General features: G+C 45.7%; 22 protein-coding genes, 1 pseudogene and 1 other annotated feature. Of the genes and pseudogenes, 14 read left to right on the top strand and 9 right to left on the bottom strand.

The features are described from left to right. Nucleotides 1-147: 147 nt before the first annotated feature. Together ACUC6J_RS20060 and ACUC6J_RS20055 are read left to right on the top strand one after the other, a co-directional pair. Nucleotides 148-525, top strand: a complete 378-nt coding sequence (locus tag ACUC6J_RS20060) for a globin domain-containing protein (protein ID WP_013372940.1) — start codon at nucleotides 148-150, stop codon at nucleotides 523-525. 21 nt (nucleotides 526-546) lie between these two features. Continuing rightward, nucleotides 547-1,278, top strand: coding sequence for a DUF2225 domain-containing protein (locus ACUC6J_RS20055; RefSeq protein ID WP_013372939.1), 732 nt, complete (start codon nucleotides 547-549; stop codon nucleotides 1,276-1,278). A gap of 87 nt (nucleotides 1,279-1,365) precedes the next feature. Here ACUC6J_RS20055 and ACUC6J_RS20050 read toward each other — a convergent pair whose 3' ends face one another. Beyond that, complete coding sequence (locus ACUC6J_RS20050; RefSeq protein WP_013372938.1) at nucleotides 1,366-1,602, bottom strand: hypothetical protein; 237 nt, start codon at nucleotides 1,600-1,602, stop codon at nucleotides 1,366-1,368. Beyond that, nucleotides 1,599-1,769, bottom strand: coding sequence for a YycC family protein (locus ACUC6J_RS20045; protein WP_016819983.1), 171 nt, complete (start codon nucleotides 1,767-1,769; stop codon nucleotides 1,599-1,601). The genes ACUC6J_RS20050 and ACUC6J_RS20045 overlap by 4 nt, the downstream gene beginning before the upstream one ends. A 98-nt stretch (nucleotides 1,770-1,867) precedes the next feature. On the opposite strand from ACUC6J_RS20045, the gene ACUC6J_RS20040 reads away from it, so the two are divergent. Next, nucleotides 1,868-3,655, top strand: a complete 1,788-nt coding sequence (locus tag ACUC6J_RS20040; protein ID WP_025365777.1) for a M3 family oligoendopeptidase — start codon at nucleotides 1,868-1,870, stop codon at nucleotides 3,653-3,655. Nucleotides 3,656-3,913: 258 nt separating this feature from the next. Beyond that, nucleotides 3,914-4,315, top strand: a complete 402-nt coding sequence (locus ACUC6J_RS20035) for an O-methyltransferase (RefSeq protein ID WP_290403301.1) — start codon at nucleotides 3,914-3,916, stop codon at nucleotides 4,313-4,315. 123 nt (nucleotides 4,316-4,438) lie between these two features. On the opposite strand, the gene ACUC6J_RS20030 is transcribed toward ACUC6J_RS20035, so the two are convergent. Continuing rightward, entirely contained in the window at nucleotides 4,439-4,675 is a 237-nt protein-coding gene (locus ACUC6J_RS20030; RefSeq protein ID WP_013372934.1) for an alpha/beta-type small acid-soluble spore protein, read from the bottom strand. A 90-nt stretch (nucleotides 4,676-4,765) separates the two neighbouring features. After that, nucleotides 4,766-5,731: an aldose 1-epimerase gene (locus ACUC6J_RS20025; protein WP_017427268.1), complete on the bottom strand. Its 966-nt coding sequence runs from the start codon at nucleotides 5,729-5,731 to the stop codon at nucleotides 4,766-4,768. A 141-nt stretch (nucleotides 5,732-5,872) separates the two neighbouring features. Further along, nucleotides 5,873-6,130 (top strand) — a binding site (T-box leader). Nucleotides 6,131-6,185: 55 nt separating this feature from the next. Here ACUC6J_RS20025 and trpS point away from each other — a divergent pair. Beyond that, complete coding sequence (trpS, locus tag ACUC6J_RS20020) at nucleotides 6,186-7,175, top strand: tryptophan--tRNA ligase (RefSeq protein WP_016819987.1); 990 nt, start codon at nucleotides 6,186-6,188, stop codon at nucleotides 7,173-7,175. Nucleotides 7,176-7,217: 42 nt separating this feature from the next. Here trpS and ACUC6J_RS20015 read toward each other — a convergent pair whose 3' ends face one another. Next, nucleotides 7,218-7,385 (bottom strand): hypothetical protein, encoded by a 168-nt coding sequence (locus ACUC6J_RS20015; RefSeq protein ID WP_016324694.1) that lies wholly within the window; start codon nucleotides 7,383-7,385, stop codon nucleotides 7,218-7,220. 120 nt (nucleotides 7,386-7,505) lie between these two features. Here ACUC6J_RS20015 and ACUC6J_RS20010 point away from each other — a divergent pair, with 120 nt between their 5' ends. After that, nucleotides 7,506-7,727 carry an alpha/beta-type small acid-soluble spore protein gene (locus tag ACUC6J_RS20010; RefSeq protein ID WP_013311857.1) on the top strand — a complete coding sequence of 74 codons (222 nt, stop codon included), beginning with the start codon at nucleotides 7,506-7,508 and terminating at the stop codon, nucleotides 7,725-7,727. A gap of 250 nt (nucleotides 7,728-7,977) precedes the next feature. Here ACUC6J_RS20010 and ACUC6J_RS20005 read toward each other — a convergent pair whose 3' ends face one another. Continuing rightward, on the bottom strand, nucleotides 7,978-8,961 hold the full coding sequence (locus ACUC6J_RS20005; RefSeq protein WP_016819988.1) for a metal-dependent hydrolase: 984 nt from the start codon (nucleotides 8,959-8,961) through the stop codon (nucleotides 7,978-7,980). 203 nt (nucleotides 8,962-9,164) lie between these two features. Here ACUC6J_RS20005 and cyoE point away from each other — a divergent pair, with 203 nt between their 5' ends. Next, nucleotides 9,165-10,109, top strand: coding sequence for a heme o synthase (gene cyoE, locus ACUC6J_RS20000; protein WP_016819989.1), 945 nt, complete (start codon nucleotides 9,165-9,167; stop codon nucleotides 10,107-10,109). An 84-nt stretch (nucleotides 10,110-10,193) separates the two neighbouring features. On the opposite strand, the gene ACUC6J_RS19995 is transcribed toward cyoE, so the two are convergent. The 3 genes and pseudogenes from ACUC6J_RS19995 to ACUC6J_RS19985 form a co-directional block, all read right to left on the bottom strand. Then, a complete protein-coding gene (locus ACUC6J_RS19995; protein ID WP_016819990.1) occupies nucleotides 10,194-10,535 on the bottom strand; it encodes a toprim domain-containing protein in 342 nt (113 codons plus the stop codon). A 166-nt stretch (nucleotides 10,536-10,701) separates the two neighbouring features. Then, a pseudogene (locus ACUC6J_RS19990) lies at nucleotides 10,702-10,770 on the bottom strand (YjcZ family sporulation protein); the annotation flags it as partial. 180 nt (nucleotides 10,771-10,950) lie between these two features. After that, complete coding sequence (locus tag ACUC6J_RS19985) at nucleotides 10,951-12,120, bottom strand: MFS transporter (RefSeq protein ID WP_447249332.1); 1,170 nt, start codon at nucleotides 12,118-12,120, stop codon at nucleotides 10,951-10,953. A 222-nt stretch (nucleotides 12,121-12,342) separates the two neighbouring features. On the opposite strand from ACUC6J_RS19985, the gene ACUC6J_RS19980 reads away from it, so the two are divergent. The 7 genes from ACUC6J_RS19980 (at nucleotide 12,343) to ACUC6J_RS19950 (ending at nucleotide 21,487) form a co-directional block, all read left to right on the top strand. Beyond that, a complete protein-coding gene (locus ACUC6J_RS19980; RefSeq protein ID WP_016819993.1) occupies nucleotides 12,343-12,825 on the top strand; it encodes a hypothetical protein in 483 nt (160 codons plus the stop codon). Nucleotides 12,826-12,841: 16 nt separating this feature from the next. After that, complete coding sequence (locus tag ACUC6J_RS19975; RefSeq protein WP_016819994.1) at nucleotides 12,842-13,993, top strand: transglutaminase domain-containing protein; 1,152 nt, start codon at nucleotides 12,842-12,844, stop codon at nucleotides 13,991-13,993. Nucleotides 13,994-14,013: 20 nt separating this feature from the next. Next, nucleotides 14,014-16,098 (top strand): peptidoglycan D,D-transpeptidase FtsI family protein, encoded by a 2,085-nt coding sequence (locus tag ACUC6J_RS19970; protein ID WP_250251274.1) that lies wholly within the window; start codon nucleotides 14,014-14,016, stop codon nucleotides 16,096-16,098. Between the two features lie 182 nt (nucleotides 16,099-16,280). After that, complete coding sequence (locus ACUC6J_RS19965; RefSeq protein ID WP_447249331.1) at nucleotides 16,281-18,359, top strand: peptidoglycan D,D-transpeptidase FtsI family protein; 2,079 nt, start codon at nucleotides 16,281-16,283, stop codon at nucleotides 18,357-18,359. An 81-nt stretch (nucleotides 18,360-18,440) separates the two neighbouring features. Further along, the gene (locus ACUC6J_RS19960; RefSeq protein WP_016819997.1) at nucleotides 18,441-19,190 is read left to right on the top strand and encodes a Cof-type HAD-IIB family hydrolase; all 750 of its coding nucleotides are present in this window, start codon (nucleotides 18,441-18,443) and stop codon (nucleotides 19,188-19,190) included. Between the two features lie 49 nt (nucleotides 19,191-19,239). Further along, a complete protein-coding gene (locus ACUC6J_RS19955; RefSeq protein WP_025365771.1) occupies nucleotides 19,240-19,719 on the top strand; it encodes a DUF456 domain-containing protein in 480 nt (159 codons plus the stop codon). Between the two features lie 133 nt (nucleotides 19,720-19,852). Next, nucleotides 19,853-21,487: a putative polysaccharide biosynthesis protein gene (locus ACUC6J_RS19950; protein ID WP_016819999.1), complete on the top strand. Its 1,635-nt coding sequence runs from the start codon at nucleotides 19,853-19,855 to the stop codon at nucleotides 21,485-21,487. Nucleotides 21,488-21,497: the final 10 nt, after the last annotated feature.

Here is a 21,497-nt window from a genome sequence, read left to right as displayed (position 1 = left end):
TCATGGAATGACGAAGCGATGTGCAGTGAAGCAAACCTCTTCATATGTTAAATTGATAAAATGACGCTTATTTTTAGCGTCATTTTTTGTTTTTTGTTATAATACGAGTGTATATTTATTACCATAGCACAGAAAGTTGGAGGAAAAGTGAATCCTAGCCTGAGCATTTATGACAACCTTGGGGGTGCGGAAGGTATTCGTGCTATTATTGAGGCCTTCTACCCGAGAGTTTATAAAGATCCGTTGTTAAGTCCCCTGTTTCCTAAAGACATGGAGCCGGTAAAGGAAAAGCAGTTTATGTTCCTGAGCCAGTTTTTTGGAGGGCCGTCCCTCTTTTCTGATGCATATGGTCATCCGATGTTACGTGCCAGACATATGAAGTTCCCCGTGACGGAGGAGCGAGCAGAGGCATGGTTGTCTTGTATGGCAGATGCGTTAACGGATACGGGAATTGAGGAGCCGCTTCGTTCCATCATACTTAGTCGTTTGTCCGGTCCTGCGCATCATTTTGTAAATACCCCGTAAGCTTTCGGGGATTGCCGAATTTTGGAGAGGGTTGTAAAAACATTGGAACTTGAACCGTTATATCAGATCAAAATCGTCTGTCCGCAATGCGAACAAGAATTTCAGACATCCCGTGTCAGACCAAGCCTAAAGAAGGCTATTCGTACCGATTCAGATTTTTGCGCTTATTATAAGAACGAAAATCCCGATTTTTATGTCGTACGGGTCTGTCCTCATTGTGGATTTACTTCGACAGAGCACTCTACCGTTCAGTTAAGCGATCAGCAAACCAAGCTATTTAAGGATAAAATCGGTAATCGCTGGCAGCCTCGCGAATATGGCGGGCATCGTAGCTGGGAAGAGGCGTTAGAAACGTACAAGTTGGGTTTACTCTGTGCACAGGTCATCGGAGAAAAGGAACGCGTAGTAGCCAGTCTATTGCAGCATATTGCATGGATGTACAGATACCAGGGGAATGAGGAGCAGGAGCTTCGCTTTCTCAAATTTAGTTTGGATTCCTATGTTCGAGTCTATGAGCTGGAGGGCGTTGGTGCGAATAATGCCAAACTGCTTTATCTGATTGGTGAACTGCATCGACGTACGGGGAACTTTAACGAAGCAGTGCGCTGGTTTTCGCGTGTCATTAATGATAAGAAAATTATGGATGCAGCGATGATTAGAGCTTCTCGTGAACAGTGGTCTGTCCTGCGTGAACAAATGCTGGCAAAAAACTTCCAGCTACCTGAGGAAATGCAGAACGCAAGCTCCTCTTGAAGAAATAAAGGTGTGCACTATGACCAATTTAGGCTCATGGTTCACACCTTGTTTGTAAAACGAGTTATCTTGCAACTGCCTCATGAATTAATGATGGCGCAACGTGGTATCTGACAGCAAATAATCGTCGTCACAATCCACCAAAGTAACCTTGTTATGGCAGCATGGAAACACAAGCAGCTTTTTCATGCCTTCATGAATGAGCTTAAGCTCTTTGGGCTTCAGGGGCAGCAAGACGTTATCATGGTTGCAAAACGGACAAGACTGTACATAAACATCTCCCATGACAATGTCATAAGGCCAGGTTTTATCAAAAGGAATCATGATTTGTCCGATTCTCCGCCGTTCGAGCCAGCGGCTTCTTCTTTAGCTAGTTCGGCCAGTTTTTGCATCAAAATGTGCTGGGGTGTATGCATAAGGTGTTCCAGCGGAATGCCGAGTTTTTCGGATAATTTCACAGCCGTTTCCGGCGAAATTTGTAAGGGTCTCATCCTGTTTTCCTCCTAATTGTAGTGATTGTACCATCACGATGTAGCTTTATTGTATATGAAACCACATGAATTCGCCAAAAAAGAAAGGTGGAACTATTATGAAAACACCGTTAAAGCAAACATGGGATCTGGAATCTATTTTTAGCGGAGGCTCTTCCTCTGCCTCATTTCATGCATTTTTGGAAGAACTGGAGAGCAAGGTCCAACAGCTGCAATCCCAGCTTAAAGTAGCCAAAGTGCCACAAACGGTGTTGGATACCGAACGTCTGGATAGTGTTCTGAATAGCATACAGGAGCTGTTTAATGGAGCATCGCAGGCAGGTTCTTTTGTATCTTGTTTAACTGCTCAAAATCAGCATGACAAGCTGGCTGTTCAACTGGGGGCGCGTGTCAATTCGTTGTATGCCCAAGGAAAAAGTGCTTTAGTCGCTTTCCAGAACTTGCTGGCACAAACCAGTGAAGACATTTGGCAGAAGTGGATGGAGCGCGAAGCGATCAAGCCGATTTCCTTTGTCCTAACTGAATACCGGAACGAAGCGCGCGAAAAAATGGCTCCTGAGCTGGAGAGCCTTGCATTGGATTTGGCAGTGGATGGTTACCATGGCTGGGGTGACTTTTATGATACCATTGTCAAAAATATGACGATCCCGGTGCCTGAAAATGGTGAAATTGTACACTTGTCTGTAGGTCAGGCAGCTAATAAGTTGGATGAAGCAGATCGCGGCGTACGTAAAGACGTATTTGCACGTTGGGAAGAGGCATGGACTCAGGTGGAGGACTATTGCGCCGATACGCTGAATCATCTGGCAGGCTTCCGCCTCAAGCTATATGAAAACCGGGGCTGGACAGACGTGCTTAAGGAACCGCTGGAAATCAGTCGTATGTCAGCCCAAACGTTGGATACGATGTGGCAGGTGATTAATGAAACAAAGCCTATTGTAGTCAAATACCTGGAGCGGAAAGCCAAGCTGCTAGGCTTAGAAAAACTGTCCTGGCATGACATTGAAGCTCCGCTGGGAACATCGACCACTAAAATCCCTTACGACGATGCAGCCGCAACGATTGTTGAGCAATTTGGTAAATTTAGTTCGAGAATGGCTGACTTTGCCCAGATGGCTTTTGAGAAAAGCTGGATCGAAGCAGAGGATCGTCCAGGCAAACGTCCAGGCGGGTTTTGTACATCTCTGCGTCTAAGCAAAGAAACCCGTATTTTTATGACCTATGCCGGATCACCATCCAACGTTTCGACACTGGCCCATGAGCTAGGACACGGTTATCATCAACATGTGATGAATGAATTGCATCCATTGAATCAAAATTATGCTATGAACGTGGCTGAGACAGCATCGACGCTGGCAGAACTGATTGTATCAGATGCTCTGCTGGAAGCTGCTGAGGGTCAGGAGAAGGTAGCTTTGCTGGAGGATAAAATTCAGCGTGGTGTAGCCTTCTTTATGAACATTCATGCCCGTTTCCTGTTTGAAACCCGTTTTTACGAGCTGCGGAAAAAAGGTGTTGTAGGAGCACAGCAATTAAGCGAGTTGATGGAAGAAGCGCAGCGTGAAGCGTTTTGTGGGGTTCTGGATGAGGCTCATCCTCATTTTTGGGCTTCCAAGCTGCACTTCTATATTACGGAAACTCCTTTCTACAACTTCCCATACACATTCGGGTATATGTTCAGTGCAGGGATTTACGCTTTTGCGAAGGAAAATCCGGATGGCTTTGCTGACCAATATGATGCTTTGCTGCGTGATACAGGTCGCATGACAGTAGAAGAACTGGCCTCCAAGCACTTGGGGACCGATTTAACACAGGCTGACTTCTGGCGTAACGCCGCACAAGTTACTGTTCAGGATATTGAGCAATTTTTGCAAATGACAAAATAACAGAGTTACATTTTAGAAGGTCTCCCATAAGGGGGGCCTTTTTTGTAATTTTTGCAGAGGATGATGAATAAAGTCGCAAAATGTCGAAGTGCAATTGATGCTACCTGTTAGCGAAATTTAAAATGATGGATATACTTAGAAAATAGTTATAAATACCCAATTATGTTGAATTTGATTGTAAGCTTAAAAACCTTCGCATATAATTGAGCCGTAAGACCTATTAAATATTTTCATATAAGGTATATAGGAGGGTTTTTGATGGATGAAGTAGGTCAATTGTCGTTGGTGAGGCAGATGGATATTGTTTTTAAAGAATTGGATAATGAATTGGCGGGTTTATCGTCAGGGATCGTATTTGTACAAATACGGAACAATGTGGTTGGTAAATTTGGGATTCGGCATAATCCAATTGCAGGCAAAGGTGGCACATTTGCAGCAGTAGAACCAGGCTTATCTGTAGAGCATCGGGACCATTTTCGGCGTATGGCCCTGGAAACGCTAAATCACAAGCGTAGCTGGACTCATGGTGAGATTGCTTTCGATTTTGCCATCAGACAAGGAACAATCTTGGTAGATGCAACATTAGAGTCTAACTACAACATGGCGAATCTCATGATCCGCTATAACAAGCCTACATATCGCGCGGCTAAATCTGAATAACTATCGACATTAAAAAGAGCAAAGAAAAGCGGCCTTCCGAAGGAAGACCGCCTTTGTTATATACCCGTTATAACGCATTTTGGTAAATTACGATAACGGAATGCTCATGTGGAATAATGACGCTTATTGACCTGAACGACCTGATAATTGCTGTTCGGCCAGCTGTACTAAGCGTTTAGTGATATAGCCTCCCAGAGACCCAGCTTCACGGGACGGCATATCACCATAGTAACCATCTGCCGGAATGGTGATGCCCAGTTCTTGCGCAGCTTCATATTTCAATTGTTGCAATGCGTTGTTGGCTTGAGGAACGACCAGAGTATTGCTACGACGTCCTCTGCCTTGATTGGCTTCATACATGTGTAGTCACCTCCTTCGGCTGTGATGAGGTTAGTATGCGACAGAGTTATGAAAATATGCGCCGAAGGAAGAAAAGCGACTATAGGGAAATTAAGGATATATGATATGAATCTGAGTTTTGAGGTCGATGGATTGTTGAGGCTCCAGACGAATCAGCCCACCATCTCCGACTGGGTCAGGAAAATTGGGAGCATCAGATAGCCAGGTATAAGGCTCAATGCAAAGATACTGATCGCATTCGCCTTTGGTATATAGTACCCAATACTTAAAGTATTGCTCATCTGCGGTGTAGCGGATTTGATAGCCATCATCACGAGTCAAAACAGCTTCAGCAGGGCCTTCCGCTGCTCGCAGCACAGTATCCAAATTTGTTCCTTTCAAAGATAAACCTGAGGAGAGCTGTTCCAAATGATCTAAAGAAGTAATGACACCTGTAGGCAGCTGCTCAGCATCCTGTTCATATACTCCATTCACCGGCAGCTTCAGGCGCCAGCGCTGAGGTTCTCCATCCACCATAAACCAAGTGTGGTATCCCAAGCCGAATGGGGCTGTTTTTTCACCTAGATTAGTGACGCGCAGCGTTTGGCTTAATACAGTTCCCTGCAAACGATATGTCATTTCCAGCCGCAAAGGAATGGGGTATTGTTCCATCCAGTGCGGATCACTTTCTGTCAGAAACTCGGTTGTTACGCTGCAACCTTCTTCATCCTCTTCAATATCGCTGCAACGCCAGGATTGATTACGGTGCAGACCGTGTATATGATTGTCGTTGGCTGTATTACGGTCAAACTGATATGGGACGCCGTCAAACTCAAATTGTCCTTTGCGAATTCGGCCAGGAGGAATCAAAATAGGTAAGCCAAAATGATATGGCTTTTGTAAATAAAATGCCAATTCTTCCTCGCCAGGTCGACGTACGATATCCCGGTTCAGCTTCAGATCACGCACGGAGATAATATTATTCCCCAGACGAGGGATCATTGTAACTTCCAATTCACCACTATGTAAAACATACGTGTCGTAACCGTTCCAGTGTTCTTTGGTCACTTGTTTCATATTCATGCTCCTTTGTCCACTATAATCGGTTGAAGCTTCGTGTCATTATGATAACAGATTTTTGGTCATATGGCACAATCGTCATTTGACAATAACAGTAAGCGGAATTATCATTAATGTAGCTTAGAAAGAAATGACATGGATAACACGATGATGAGGACAAGTAAGCTTTTGCATAAGCTCTTCAGAAAGCCGGTGGTGGATGAGAATCGGCGAGCCTGCACTGCTGAATGGACCTTGGAGTGCCGCACAGAACAGGATTTTACTTTCCTCAGTATGACGGCCGATTGCTCCTCGTTAACGGAGCTTCAAGATTGCAGCGGCCACGGAGGATAGCTCCGACAACTCATAGGCTGACAGCAATGAATAAGGGTGGTACCACGGTCTCGCGTCCCTTGAGGATGCGGGGCCTTTTTGCGTTCTAAAATATTGAAATAATCGGAGGAGAAAGAATATGAAAACCGTACTTTCAGGTATTCAGCCTAGTGGACAACTTACTTTGGGTAATTACATCGGCGCAATGAAAAACTTTGTCAAATTGCAAGAGGATCATCAATGTTACTTTATGGTCGTAGACCTTCATGCGATTACTGTACCGCAGGAACCAGCTCAATTACGTGAGCAGTCGGAGGCGGTAGCGGCATTATTTATCGCAGCGGGTATTAACCCAGAGAAATCCAATGTCTTTTTACAATCCCATGTTCCTCAGCACGCTGAGCTGGGATGGTTGATGACAACACTGACGAATATGGGCGAGCTGGAGCGTATGACTCAGTTTAAGGACAAAGCCGCTGGCAAGGATTCCGTAGGAGCAGGGCTGTTCGTATATCCGTCATTGATGGCAGCTGACATTTTGCTCTACAATGCGGACCTTGTCCCAGTAGGCGACGACCAAAAACAGCATCTGGAGCTGACACGTGATTTAGCGGGCCGCTTTAATCACCGTTATGGAGATTATTTTACTGTTCCGGAGCCGTATATCCCTGAAGTAGGGGCGAGAATTATGTCCCTGGATGATGCATCCAAGAAAATGAGTAAGAGTAATCCGAATGCAGGCAGTTTTATTGCACTGCTGGACGATCCAAAAGTCATACGCAAAAAAATCAGCCGCGCTACTACCGATTCGGGCAGTGAGGTTAGATATGATCCAGCCAATAAACCGGAAATTAGTAATCTGATGGGCATTTACAGCCAGTGTTCCGGTTTGTCGCTCCAAGAAGTGCAGGATCGCTATGAAGGTCAAATGTACGGAACATTTAAAAAAGAACTGGCAGAGACGGTTGTAGCTATGCTTGAACCGATTCAGCAGCGCTATCGCGATATCCGGGAATCCGGTGAAATTGGGCATATTTTGGCCCAATCCGCAGAGCGTGCTCAAGAAGCTGCTGAAGTCACGCTGTCTGCGGTCAAAGAGCGCATGGGCTTTTTGCCACGTCTACGCTAGAGCCAATTGAAGACAGACAGATGGGGTCTTCTACAAATTAACTTAAGAACGGCGTTGTCGGGCCTTGATTACGAAGCCCCAGCCGATATTACCGACAGATAAAAGTCCCAGTAATATAGCAAGCCATGCAGAATAGCTGATGGATATAGCGGCTGCTGTCAGCAGAACAATGGATGAAACGGCGAACCATAGGGATAGACCTTTGCTCATGGTAAAAACCTCCAGCCTTCGAATGTTGAATTTCAGGAATAAGTAGATGTAAGTGAGCCATAATAATCTTGCAAGCTTGCAATGAACCTCACTCACAAAGAACTGAAAGGAGATTCAAATATGAGCAGACGTCGTTCAAACAACCTGCAAGTACCGCAGGCCAACGCCGCTTTACAACAATTAAAATATGAGGCAGCTCAAGAACTTGGCATCACCATCCCTCAGGACGGTTACTTCGGTAATGTCGTTTCCCGCGAAACAGGTTCTCTTGGGGGATACATCACGAAAAAGCTGGTCCAACAAGCAGAACAATCCTTGTCGGGCAGCAGCCGCTTGCAGTAATACACATAAACACTCCCATCTTGGAAGCTGTATTATGAGCAGCTGTGATGAAGAAAATCCGGAGCAAACATGCTCCGGATTTTTTTGCGCATGTTTATGACCATTGTGAATCACGTTAGTCTGCTTCGTCAAGAGGGCGCTTTCATGAAATACTTTTTTTACGGGAATAGTCAAAAAAACAGCAAGCCCCCGTTTAAGGGAGACTTGCTGTCTGTAATACACTCGGCCTATTGTTAGCTTGGAAATATTTTTAATTCGTATGCAAGGAAAGACGTTTTTGCATCTTTTCGTCACTGAGCCATCCAATATAACTGTTGATCAGTCCGAATTGCTTATCCATCGCGACCACCGCCACAAATGGATATTGCCTCCGGTGTCGATACCTGACGTCTCCCCATCGCACAATATAGCCCCATTCCAGTTCTTCCACCTCGGCAACGGCAAAGGAGGAAAAATAGCGAAATGCTTGCACATCGCGATAGGATTTGGAGGCCTCTACGGCTGGATGTGTGGATGGAGTTGCGTGTTTCGTCCAAAATAAATGCTTGCCATTTAATCCGCCAATGTCATAGCTTCCATTCTGATGAGCTTTTACCACATGCCACCGGTTCCATGATACCGTGGGAATGATATAATAGGTGTCGCCTTCCTGACGCTTGTTGTCCATATCACGTACCGCTTTTCTGGTAATAAAATGACTCCAGGTTCGCCAAATGTAATACAGGCCAATAATGACGTACAGCGTAATAAATAAAGGGGCGGGCGGAACCAATCCGGTGATCCACAGCATGATCGCAGCAACATGGGTGCCGAAAATAAAGGGATCAAAAATATGGATGATATTCCAAGATATCCACTTATTCGTAAACGGCCGAAATGCCTGGGTTCCGTACGTATTGAATAAATCTGTGAATACATGCAGGCAGACGGCAATCGTTACCCATAATGCTACATGACCTGGGGGCACATCCCTGAAGATCAGGCAAATCAGTCCCGTTATGGACAAGATCCATATCAACCAGAAGGGGATAGAATGCGACAGTCCACGGTGATTGCGAATATACGCTGCATTATTTTTCAACCGAAGCAAGGTGTCAAAGTCCGGAGCTTGTGACCCTACGACTGTAGCGAGCAGTATGACCGCTGCTAGCTTGGGATCTCCGGCGACGACAGGATCAGTATAGGCCAGCCCGGCCAACCCGACTCCCATGACAAAGTGTGTGGCTGTATCCATATCTGTCGCTCCTTTTGTATTGTTTCCTGTACTTATTACTACCCAAATTTACTGTAAACGATCAGCAGGGGTGATTTGCCATCTGAATTGTGAACGTTTTGTGCGTTTTCTGTCAAACTTTTTGGGGTAGGTATATGATAAAATTTATATCGGAGTTCAACTTACTCCCGAATTCATACATCTCTAAGGGGGAGTTACTCACAATGGATAATATTAGTTATAAGACTTCTTCGGATGCGGCTACCTATTCTGTAAAATCTAAACCACCCGGTAAGGCGGGAACTTGGAAAGATTTTATTACAGTTACCAAGCCAGGCATCCTTCGTACTAATCTGGTTGCAGCCTTCGGTGGTTTTTGGTTGGCATCGCAATGGGACGTTGACTATATAAAGTTAATTCTTACACTCTTAGGTACAATGCTGGTTATGGCGTCTTCTTGTGTCTTTAACAACTACTTTGACCGTGAGTTGGATTTGAAGATGGAGCGCACACGTAATCGCTCACTGCCAACAGGACGTCTGACCCCTACAACGGTGTTGTCATACGCTATTATTTTGGGTATTGTCGGATTGGCTGTTTTATTCTTCTTCTCTGGTGTGAAGGCAGGACTACTGGGCATATTGGGTATGTTTGTCTACGTTGGCATCTATACACTCTGGTTGAAACGTTCATCTACATGGAGTACATCCATTGGCGGTATTTCTGGGGCTATGCCTCCGGTAATTGGTTATGTGGCCGCATCGGGCCGTATTGACATGGGTGCTTGGCTCTTATTCGCACTACTGTTCTTATGGCAACCGCCTCACTTCTGGGCACTTGCCATTCGCAGAGTTGAGGAATATCGCGCAGCAGGATTTCCATTGCTGCCAGTCGTGAAAGGCATCCATCGGACTAAGATTCAGATGATTCCTTATATTGTGCTGCTGATCCCGGTACCCATCCTTATGTATGCTTATGGATATGCCGGTATGATTTTTATGATCGTGTCCGTGTTACTGTCCGTGCTTTGGGCGTTTTATGCCTTTAAAGGCTTTACGATTAAGAAAGAAGAAACGGATTCGTGGGCAAAAAAAGTATTTTTCTTTTCCATTAACCATTTGACACTCAGCTTCTTGCTGATGATCGTTGATACGGTTCATAAGTTCTAATACCAATCTTAGAAGCTGTACTATATAGAGCTGTCCAACAGGCATGAAATTGACCTGAGGACAGCTTTTTTGTTATTTGCAGGACTAAAGAAAAGGAGGGTATACAATGTATTCCTCAAGCCCTGCTTTTTCCAGCTGGGCAATTACATATTCATCTGGAGTACCTTCTACGCCTGCATAGCCTTTGCGTGTATACATATGAAGGGCATCCGGAAAAGCGTCTGCAAGCACACCTCTTATTTTTTTCCCTGAGCTGTCGTTGTCCATAAATAAAAATATTTCGTCATGCTTGGTCCGCTGGCGGAGGGATTCTAATTTTATTGAGTTTAGTGTGCCGAAGGTGCATAAAATGTTGACCTCCGGATCGAGTAATCGGCGGAGTTTACTGCGGTCATTTTTTCCTTCGACAATCACGGTTATCGCCATTTTGCTCACCCCTTGCTTGATGCCTGTGCTCGAAATTCCCCGGGAAATGAAAGAATATGTGTATAGTTTAGCTCTAAAAGGGGTTCTCATGCAAAAAACAACAAAACAGCCTGCCGTAAGTGGCAGGCATGGGTTACAAAGCCGGATGTTAGGGCTAATTAGAACATTAGAACCAGCAAGTACGAAGAATGATGACGAGCAGAATATAAAGAACAAGAATGGTACCAGTTGAAGTTCCAAAAACAGGGCAAGGGCTTACAGGATGACAGTGGCTCATGGGCTGCACCTCCCTTTGTATTGAATTGTTCAGTCAAATTAGTCTATGAGGAGCAGGGTATTAGGTACTGTGCGTAAGCCCTCTAGAACGTATTTTGGGCTTTAAAGGTAGCATTTCAGCATGGCCCCTTAGTTATAATTAGGAATGATAAGGACCCGAGGCAGACAGTGGTGGTGTAGGAGATAATCGCTGAACAGGAACGAATAGTAGACCAGTCATCAAAATTAGAAATGCGATAAAAAAAGGAGATATGTGATCCGGAAGCTGACCCGCCAGTACAGGCCCGGCAAAGGAGCCGATAGACGTTGCAATGGATTGTAGGGCAAAGGTTTTGCCCAATCGAGCCCCTCCGATTCGTATGAAAAGAGAGGCCAGCGCTGGAAAAATGATGCCTTTGGCTGTTCCCAAAATAAACAGGATGATGCCTATGGTCGCTTCAGGCGTGGTGGCGAGTGCGTAGAAGCTTAAAGACATCAGAATAATGCCGCAAATTAACCTTACCATCGGTGAATATTTGTTCAGAAAAAGCAAACTGAGCGTACAGAGTGCTCCCAAACTGATGATGGAAAAGAGCAATCCGGTGGACATCATGGACGCAGAACCGTTATTTCGTAATGGGATCTCGTAAAATAAAATGCCTTGTGCGCACGCCAAAACAAAAGGTAGAAGCAGATAACGCCAATTGAAGGGTAACCGCGTCTGTACTGCCGACTGTGGAGCAGGTGTCGTATGACCATCAGATAATTGGGCCTGCGGAGCGGGTGCTTTTTTGGGTAAGGTGAAATAAGCCATAAGCCCCGTGATTACGAGAATGATACCAAGGGAGCTAAATGTCTCGCTAAAGCCAAAGCTGGCTACGATAAATGCGCCCGCAGCCGGAGATAGAACTGAAGCCAACGTATGGACAACACCATGTCCCGACATATATTTGCCCTGCGTAACCGGATGATCGGACAGTTGCGCCAGCATGGCCAGACAGGCTGGAGATAAAAAGGCCAACACATAACCACTAATCGCACGCAGAAAAAGCAATTCCCATGGTGTATGGATGTACGATTGAATGATCAGGATCAGGCCTGCAGCTGTCAGGCTGAACATAATATATCGGCGACTGCCGTGTTTGTCGACTTTGGGACCTGCCATCAAATTCCCAGGCAGGTGAGTCAGAGAGTAAATTCCCATCATCCAACCGATAAAGGTAGGAGCTGCCCCCAGAGAGATGGCGAATGGTGTCAAAATAGGATATTGTGCATGCAGATCAAAAAAGGCAATGAACAAGAAGAGATACAGCCAGAGGGCTGTTTTCATGTGATTGACCCCCTTTCCTAAATGTAAACTTTCATGTTACTTCGTATTGGCCCTTCCTAAGTTGTACGCTAGATTGGACGAACATAGACCACTTTGTATGGACAAGAATTGATTGACAAGGTATGTATAAGACCTAAGCTGACAGGACATTGCGTAATCATGTATAATTACAGAGACAATTTTGCAATTTGAATCATGTAGTTGGAAACGGGAGTGTAGCGAATGGATAAGAACGTCTGGTCAGAGTTTTTGGAACATAATTGGCAGATCGTTCAGGATAACTGGCTGTATATAGTGATTGGGCTTGTCCTATTGTTAGTCATATTGAAGATTGTAAGAACTCTCGTAAAATGGCTGATCGTCATTATTGTGATTGCAGGCTTGCTAGTCTACAGTGGTATTTCCTTTGAACAGGTTGGCAAGGTCGTGACTCAGGCAAAGGATGACGCAATTAACAAGGTTCAGAGCGAGGCTTTGAACATGATGATAAAAGAGGGGCAAAATGCCAAATACACCTCCAACGGAGATGGTACATTTACAGTGACCAGTTCCAACCTGGAAGTAAAAGGTCCGTTTGAGGGGGACAAGGTCAAGGTATGGTTTCAGGGAATGTCGCTGGGCGAATGGAGTATGAGTGACACAGTCAAGAAATATATCGAAAGCGCGAAAGACTTGGCTGCTGCACAGCCGCCACAGTCGCCGTAAAGACAGGAGGAACACAATGAATCCATCCTGGCTGGAGTCTATTCTTCATTGGAATGGCGTGACGGTGTTTCTGATCGCCATCGTAGTATTGTCGTTAATACAGGGGTGGAGGCGAGGAGCCTCCAGATCTGTAGGTGCGCTGTTTAGTCTCATTGTGGATGGCATACTCACTGTGGCGGGTATTTTGTGCTCGCTCGGGTTAGCCATGTGGCTTTCACCAAAGGTGCAGCAATGGCTGGCAGCTTACATGGAGCATTTGCCACAGCGAAAACTAAGTGGGATTGAGCAATTTTATTATACGCTTGTGGCGGGGATAGAGGGTTTTCCGCTGCTGCGGTTTGCCGTATTGTTCATGCTCAGTTATGCTATCGCCCAGTTTATACTGCGTGCCATTTATGTGCTGATGGTAGGTGGCAAATCAGATTCCTCTCTCCATGAGCATCCCCAAAAATCGGGCTTTTTCAGCAGGGTGGCAGGGGCCGGAATAGGTACTCTTATTGGTGGTGCTCGCGCCATGATGATCATAGCCCTGCTGTTCATAGGCGTAAGTCTGTACCCAGACAGCGGGTTTAGCAGCTACGTACAAGCTTCGCCGATTTATAAGCAAGGTGCGCAATCGGTCATTGAGCCGTTGTCCGGGACTCTGATTAAGGATAAGCTCCCTGTATTTACGCAAGCTGTTACCAAGGAATTGAATGGTATCATGCAGCGCAAATACGAAATAATTGACCGAGACATTCCAAGCGATATCGTTCAGGCAGCGGCCAAGATTACAGAAGGGGCTAGCGGTGACGAGCAAAAAGCCAGAGCGTTGTATGAATGGGTAGGCACCCGCATTAGCTATGATTACAGTAAGGTGGAAGCCTATGAGCAACGTGGTGACTGGCATGAACAGACTCCCCGAGATACGTTTGATACACGTAAAGGAGTGTGCATTGATTATGCCCGCCTGTACTCAATGATGGCTCGTTCGCAGGGACTACAGGTCAAGGTCGTAACAGGTCTTGGATACAACGGACAGGGAGGATACGGGTCTCATGCCTGGAATGAGGTATATTTGAGCGGACAGCATCAGTGGGTACCGCTAGACCCGACCTGGGCACAAAGTGGAGACTGGTTTAACCCGCCCGGTTTTGCCCAAACACATATCAAGGATAAAGTGATTTAAGAAGGAGTGGAAAAGGGCACATGAGAAAGATGGACAACGAGCAAGGAAAAGACAATGAGACATCCGACCGAAAAAGATTTAGCTTCCGGATTAATCTGTTCTTTTTCAGCTCGTTCATTATATTTACAGTCATAATTGTAAGACTGGCGATACTTCAATTTGTAGATGGACCTCAGCTCAAGCAGCAGGAGGCCAGTAATGTTACTAAAAATGTACCACTTACGCCGATTCGCGGAACGATTTATGATTCAACCGGCCAGAACAGACTGGCGTATTCGACACCTGTACAATCGCTGTATATCACACTCTCCAAAAACTATAGTGACAGCTTGGAAGAAAAGCGTAATCCTGATAAAAAGCTGTTGCCTGAGCTGGAGAATATGACACAAAAGCTGGCGAATCGATTTGCTCAATACGGCGATAAAGATGAGCCGCAAATGACGGCAGAACAAATTATGGACGCTATGGATCGGAACTATCAACGATTTAGCGGTTTTACGCCGCGTCTGATTAAAACGAATCTTAATAAAGATGAAGTTGCCTATTTTATGCAGCATAAGAGTGAGTTTCCAGGCGTAGATGTCGTTGAAGAGACGGTACGTCATTACGATCCTGATACGGTAGCTGTTCAAGCGGTCGGTTATATTAAAAGCTACAAAAGTGCGCGTGAAACGTTGGATAAATATAAGAATATTCAAAAATCCATGTCAGCTGAAAATGATCCGGGCCTCATTTATATGGATAATGAATCTGTTGGCTTTGATGGACTGGAATATCAATATCAGGAACAATTACGAGGGAAAAATGGCTATAAAACGGTTCCGATTGATCCTCGAAACATGCCGGAGGGTGTAGATTCTGTTACTCCTCCGCAAAAAGGGAACAACATTTATTCCACGATTAATAAAGAGATTCAGGTTAAAACAGAAGAAGCCATTACGGATCAATTGAGATGGCTCCATTCACACGCTGTGTCTGGCAAGACTCATCCTTATGCCAAAACAGGCTTCGCTGTAGCGATGGAAGTAGATACAGGAAATGTGGTAGCTATGGCTAGTATGCCGGATTACGATGCAAATTATTGGCAAACTGGAAATATATCCAATGATAACTATAAAAAAATTCAAAATGTATATTTAAATGGTACTATCCGCTCCTTTGGATCAGGTCAACCGGGCCAGCATCCAGAGTCAGTTGTCCTGCTCGGTTCCACCATTAAACCACTTTCAGTGTTAATAGGTCTGGAGGAAGGTTTATTCAGTACTTCATCTTACTACCAGGATACAGGAGCAGCCTATTTTGGGCGTAACAATTCTTCACGAGTACGGAACTCTTCTGGCCACGTGTATGGCGGGTTGGACCCGGCTTCTGCCATACGGCATTCCTCGAATGCATTTATGGTCGATATGGTAGGTAAGAGATTGTATAACAAATACATTAATAATGCCAAGGAAGATCAGGGTGTGAATGTATGGGACCGCTATATGAAGGAGTTTGGGCTAGGTGTGTCTACAGGTGTGGATTTACCAAGTGAATGGTCTGGTCGCAGAGAGTATGCTCATAATTCGAAAGAGTCCTCATTATCTAAACTGGCATATGCTTCTTTTGGTCAGCAGGGTAAATATACAACGCTTCAGCTTGCACAATATACAGCAGTATTGGCTACCAAGGGCAAACGGATGGAGCCCCATTTGGTCAGCCAAATTAAAGATACCAACGGTAATGTAGTTCAAACAATTAAACCGAAGGTGCTAAATGAAGTGAAATTTCCGGATGCCTACTGGAATGAAGTCATACGCGGGATGGCGACAGATGTTAGCGCATTTAAAGGTTTTCCGTATGACTTTGCTCGCAAAACGGGGACATCTCAGCAGAGTGTAGGCAGGGAACTGAAAGATAACGGGGTATTTATCGCCTTTGCACCGCGTCAGAATCCTAAACTTGCAGTAGCAGTTGTCATTCCTGAAGGAGGCTTCGGAGCTTGGAGCGCCGGACCTGTGGCACGTAAAATCTTTGATGCTTACGACGAAGTGTACGGTTTGGACGGTGTTCCAAAGAAAAAGGATGCAGCGACAGCCGATCCTAATACAGCCAAACAGCCATAATTATTTTTATACAGATATTATTTCAGGTAAGCTTTCCTTAGCCATTGAGCTGAGGAAAGCTTTTTTGTGTTTTTTTATACGTTTTCTTACAAAATTGTCATCTTGGATTTCCTTGTTTCTTGTTTCAAATATGGTAGGATCAGGAATATGAGACCTGTTGGAAGGAGTAATGATCAGCTAATATGGACAGAGGAAGTTTGGATAAAAAATTTTCATTCAAAAAGAAAATTGGTGAAGAGGACGAAGAAACGCGAAAACAGCGGACGGTTTTACGAACCAACCTACTGTTTTTTAGTGTTTTTGTGCTGTTTGCCCTGATCATTACCAGACTAGCTGTATTGCAGTTTATACAATCAGAGGAGCTGAAGGGCCAGCAGCAATCCATAAATACAAAAAATGTTCCGCTAACCCCGAGTCGCGGTACGATTTATGACTCCACGGGTAAGGTTAGACTGGCATATTCGACTCCAATGCAATCCCTGTATGTGACTTTGCCTAAGGATTACAGCAAACGTACGGAGAAAGACCGCAAGCCGGCGGATAAGCTGCTCCCTGAGCTTAATGCTTTTGCTGGCAAACTTGCTAGCAAATTAAACGAGTTGGGGCATAGCGAAGGAGAGCGACTTGATGCAAAGGAAATTATACAACGACTCGACCCGGATTATATTCAATATAGGGGATTCACCCCACGTTTGGTCAAATCCAACCTGAGTCAGAAGGAAATCGCTTATTTTCTGGAGCATCGAACAGAGTTTCCAGGTGTAGAGGTTATAGAAGAAAGTGTACGCCATTATGACTCGGATCGAGTGGCAGTGCAAACGATTGGATATATGTACAAATTCAAAGGAGCTCGGGCGAACCGACCCAAATATAAAGAGTTGTATGAAGCCAATTCGGAGGTTCTAAGACCGGAACAAGTGTATTCGGAAAGCGAAACTGTCGGATATGATGGCTTGGAGCTTCAGTATCAAGACGAGTTAAGAGGGAAAAATGGCTATAAAACGGTAGAGGTTAACCCTCGAAGCATGCCGGAGGGCATTAGATCCATTACACCACCAGCGAAAGGTCATCATCTGTACTCTACCATCAACAAGGAAATTCAACAAAAAACCGAACAGGTGATTATGGATCAACTCCGCTGGCTTCGTACCCATGCCGTATCGGGGAAACTTCATCAGGATGCAACTACTGGCTTCGCTGTAGCGATGGAGGTAAAGACCGGACATATCGTAGCAATGGCCAGCATGCCGGACTATGACTCGAATGTATGGAAAACGGGAAGTGCGTCGCCTTCAGTGTATGACGATATTCAGCATAAAATGGGGAACGGAACGATTAAATCTGTACCTAGTGGAAAAGTGGGTCCGCACCCGGAATCCTCGGTTCTGCTGGGTTCAACCATTAAGCCGCTGACTGTGCTGATCGGGTTGAAGGAAAATCTGTTTTCGCCTGGACAAACATATCAGGATACAGGAAGTGCGTACTATGGCAAAAATCGATCCAGCCGAGTCGGTAATTCAGGCGGACATGTGTATGGTTCACTAACACCTAGTAGGGCGATTGAGGTCTCGTCAAATACGTTCATGGTCGATATGATCGGCAAGCCGCTGTATGCCAAATACGGAAGTAATGCAGGAATGCATCAGGGAATTGATGTATGGGACAAGTATATGAAGCAATTTGGACTGGGTGTACCGACGGAAGTCGATCTGCCCGGTGAGTGGGCAGGCAGACTGGAGTACACCAGTAAGCATGAAAGTGCACTGACACGTTTGGTACAGGCATCCTTTGGTCAGCAGGGGAAATATACAGCGATGCAGCTGGCCCAGTATACGACTGTACTGGCAACCAAGGGCAAGCGACTGCAGCCTCATTTGGTCAGTAAAATTGTGGATGACCAGGGGAATCTCGTACGTGAGTTTAAGCCGAAGGTGCTGAATGAGGTCGCTTTTTCAGATACGTACTGGAATACTGTGATTCGTGGTATGGCTACCGATGTTAAAGCCTTTAACGGATTTCCCTATGACTATGCCCGCAAAACGGGGACTTCTCAGCAGGTGGTGGGACGTACGGTTAAAGATAATGGGGTATTTATCGCTTTTGCTCCGCGTCAAAATCCGAAGCTGGCTGTAGCCGTGATCATCCCGGAGGGGGGCTTTGGTGCGACGAGCGCGGGACCCATTGCGCGTAAAATATTTGATGCGTATGACGAAGTATACGGGCTTGATGGTATTCCCAAAAAGCCTCTGGCAGCGAATTAAGGACTTGAATACTTTTGTGGGCTTCTCTTTTTCATGGTAAAATGTCGTTGGACATAAGGGACAACAGGAGGAAGAGAGACCATGGGAGAAAACCAATATAAATACAAACTGCTTGCGCTCGACATGGATGGAACTTTACTGAACGATAATCATGAAATAAGCCTGGAAACGATTAATTGGATTAATAAGGCGATTCAGGAAGGGATTCATGTATGCTTGTCTACTGGACGTGCAGCGATGCATGCTTTACCTTACGGTCAGCAACTCGGCCTGGAGACGCCAATGGTAACTGTAAACGGCAGTGAAGTATGGAAATCACCTCACGAATTGTGGCGCCGCTATTTACTTGATAAGGAGCTTGTTCGCAAGATGCACCAGATTGCCGTAGAAACAGGCTCCTGGTTCTGGGCTTACTCAACCGAGGAGTTATACAACAGAGATCGTTGGCCGGACACATTGGATACACAGGAATGGCTCAAATTCGGTTATAATACGGAAAATGACGAAATTCGCCATCAAATTTTGCTCAAGCTTCAGGATATGGGGGGACTTGAAATTTCCAATTCTTCGATGACGAATCTGGAAATTAATCCAGCTGGTATATCCAAAGCCAGTGGCATCGCTGAAGTGTGCGACCTGCTCGGCATTACCATGGAGCAGGTGGTTGCCGTAGGTGATAGTTTGAATGACCTGGCTGTGATTCAAGCGGCTGGACTGGGTGTAGCGATGGGGAATGCTCAGGATACGGTAAAAGAAGCCGCTAATGTGGTTGTGGCTTCGAATAATGAGGACGGCATTGTAGAAGTGATTCGAGATTATGTGCTTGTGTAATAAAATGATGGTGCATAAGCAAGATGAATAGACGAGAAGGAGGAGGCCCATGGACGTTGTAGGTTGGATTGTTGTCATTGTACTGTTCATTGTAGGCATGGCGGGAGCGGTGTATCCCGTATTGCCGGGGGCGCTCGCCATTTATTTTGCATTTTTTGTATACGGCTGGTTTTTCTCGTTTGCTCCATACAATGCATTGTTTTGGATTATACAAACACTAATCGTCGTTGCCCTTTTTATTGCGGATTATGCTGTGAATGCGTGGGGAGTGAAGCGATTTGGCGGCTCGCGTCTGTCAGCGATCCTTAGTACTGTGGGAATCATTATTGGCCCCTTTGTTATTCCAGCATTCGGTTTGATTATGGGACCATTTATCGGTGCTGTGCTGGGTGAGCTGATTGGTAAAGCCCCGCTGGATCGAGCTATAAAAGTGGGCTTTGGCTCCGTCTTGGGCCTATTTACTAGCACCGTGATGAAAGTAATTTTGCAGCTTGCCATGATTATTGTATTCTTAATTTGGGTGTTTTAACCTGAGATTCGTTTATTATGATTTACAGAGACAGAATCGACATGCGGCTCCGCACCGGTGATGGCTCAGGCCATGACTGTTTTTCGCGGAGCTTTTGCATGCATGTGAACAGCAAGAAAGAAGGGAACGCATTTTGTCCAATAAAGAAACATTCCTTAAAGGTACGCTTATTTTAGCCGCTGCCGCTTTGGTGGCCAGAGTGCTTGGTCTGGTACAGCGCGTTCCATTGGAGCATTTGCTCGGCTCCGTCGGGAACGCCTCGTTTACCATTGCGAACAACGCTTATTTGATGTTGCTCACGGTCGCTACGGCCGGTATTCCTAGCACACTGAGTAAAATGGTTTCGGAACGCTACGCACTGGATCGCCCTGCGGAAGCGCGACGTGTGTATCGTGCGGCTTTGATATTTGCGGCCGTGGCGGGTATTATCATTACGGCGCTGCTGTATTTTGGAGCGCCTTATTTTGCCGAGCATGTAGCAGGGGTTCCGCAGTCTGCTTTGGCTATTCAGGCTTTGGCACCCGCTTTGCTGTTGTTTCCTGCTATTGCCATGATGCGTGGATACTTCCAAGGACGTGGTAATATGACCGCAGGCGGTATTTCACAAATTGTGGAGCAGGTCGCACGGGTAGCAACCGCAATTCTGCTCGCCTTTATTATTTTGAAGCTTGGCTATGGAGATCGTGAGGTTGCGGCGGGTGCCTCCTTTGGGGGTGTCATGGGAAGTCTCGGCGCTCTGGCGGTCATGTTGTATTACACGGTGAAACTGCGTCGTCAGGATCGCCAAGATCGTCAAGAGCAATTCCAAGAGGAAAGCTCCGCGTTACCGATGATGCGGATTTACAAAGATATTTTTAAGCTCTCTATTCCCATCGTATTGTCGTCTCTGACGGTTCCGGCGGTTAATTTTATTGATACGTCGATTGTAGTTAGACTGCTGTCTGGACAAGTGGGATTGGATCAGGCGACTACTCAGTTGGGTTATCTAGGCTCTAGGGCACAGAGTGTGGCAGGTATTCCTCCAATTTTGGCCATTGCACTCAGTCAATCGCTCATTCCGATCATTTCGGCGGCTTTTGCCCGTAAGGATGAACAGCATTTACAAAATCAGATGACGCTTGCCTTGCGTATCTCTATTTTGACCGGAATGCCGATTGTGTTGGCTTTATGTGTAACTGCATATTCTATTAATGGTCTGTTGTTCAGCTCGCTTGGAGGCAGCGGAATTATCGCTGTTTTGACACTCGGAACGATCTTCCAGATTACGATGATGACTTCTAATTCGATATTGATCGGTATGGGCAAGCCGCGTATTTCAATGGTCAATGTGATGGTTGGTATCGTTGTGAAGTTGGCAGCGAGCTGGCTGCTGGCTGGTTGGCTTGGAATTTACGGAATTATTGCCGCAACCGGATTATGTTTTCTCGTCATTACTTTGCTGAATTTGCGTGTGCTGAAAGGTATTGTTACTTTCTCAATCATGGGCCGTCGCTGGGCAGGCTTCCTAACCGCTGTCGTAGTCTCGGGAGCTATCGGGTACGGAGTAAATGAAGCCTGCATTTTGCTGGTACACCTGATGCCTGCGCGTGTAGCCTTCTTGATCGCGTGCTGTATTGCCGGAGCAGTTGTACTGGTATGCTACTTGGTATTGCTGGTTGTATTGCGCGTATTGCGCAGGGACGAGCTGGGCAACTATCCGCGTATGTTGCAGAAGGTATTGCGTCCGTTAATGCGCCTACAGCGTGAGTCCACTGGACAACGAAGCTAAAAGAATCCTT

Source organism: Paenibacillus sp. JJ1683, from assembly GCF_053006485.1.
This window is presented reverse-complemented; position numbering and strand designations above follow the sequence as displayed.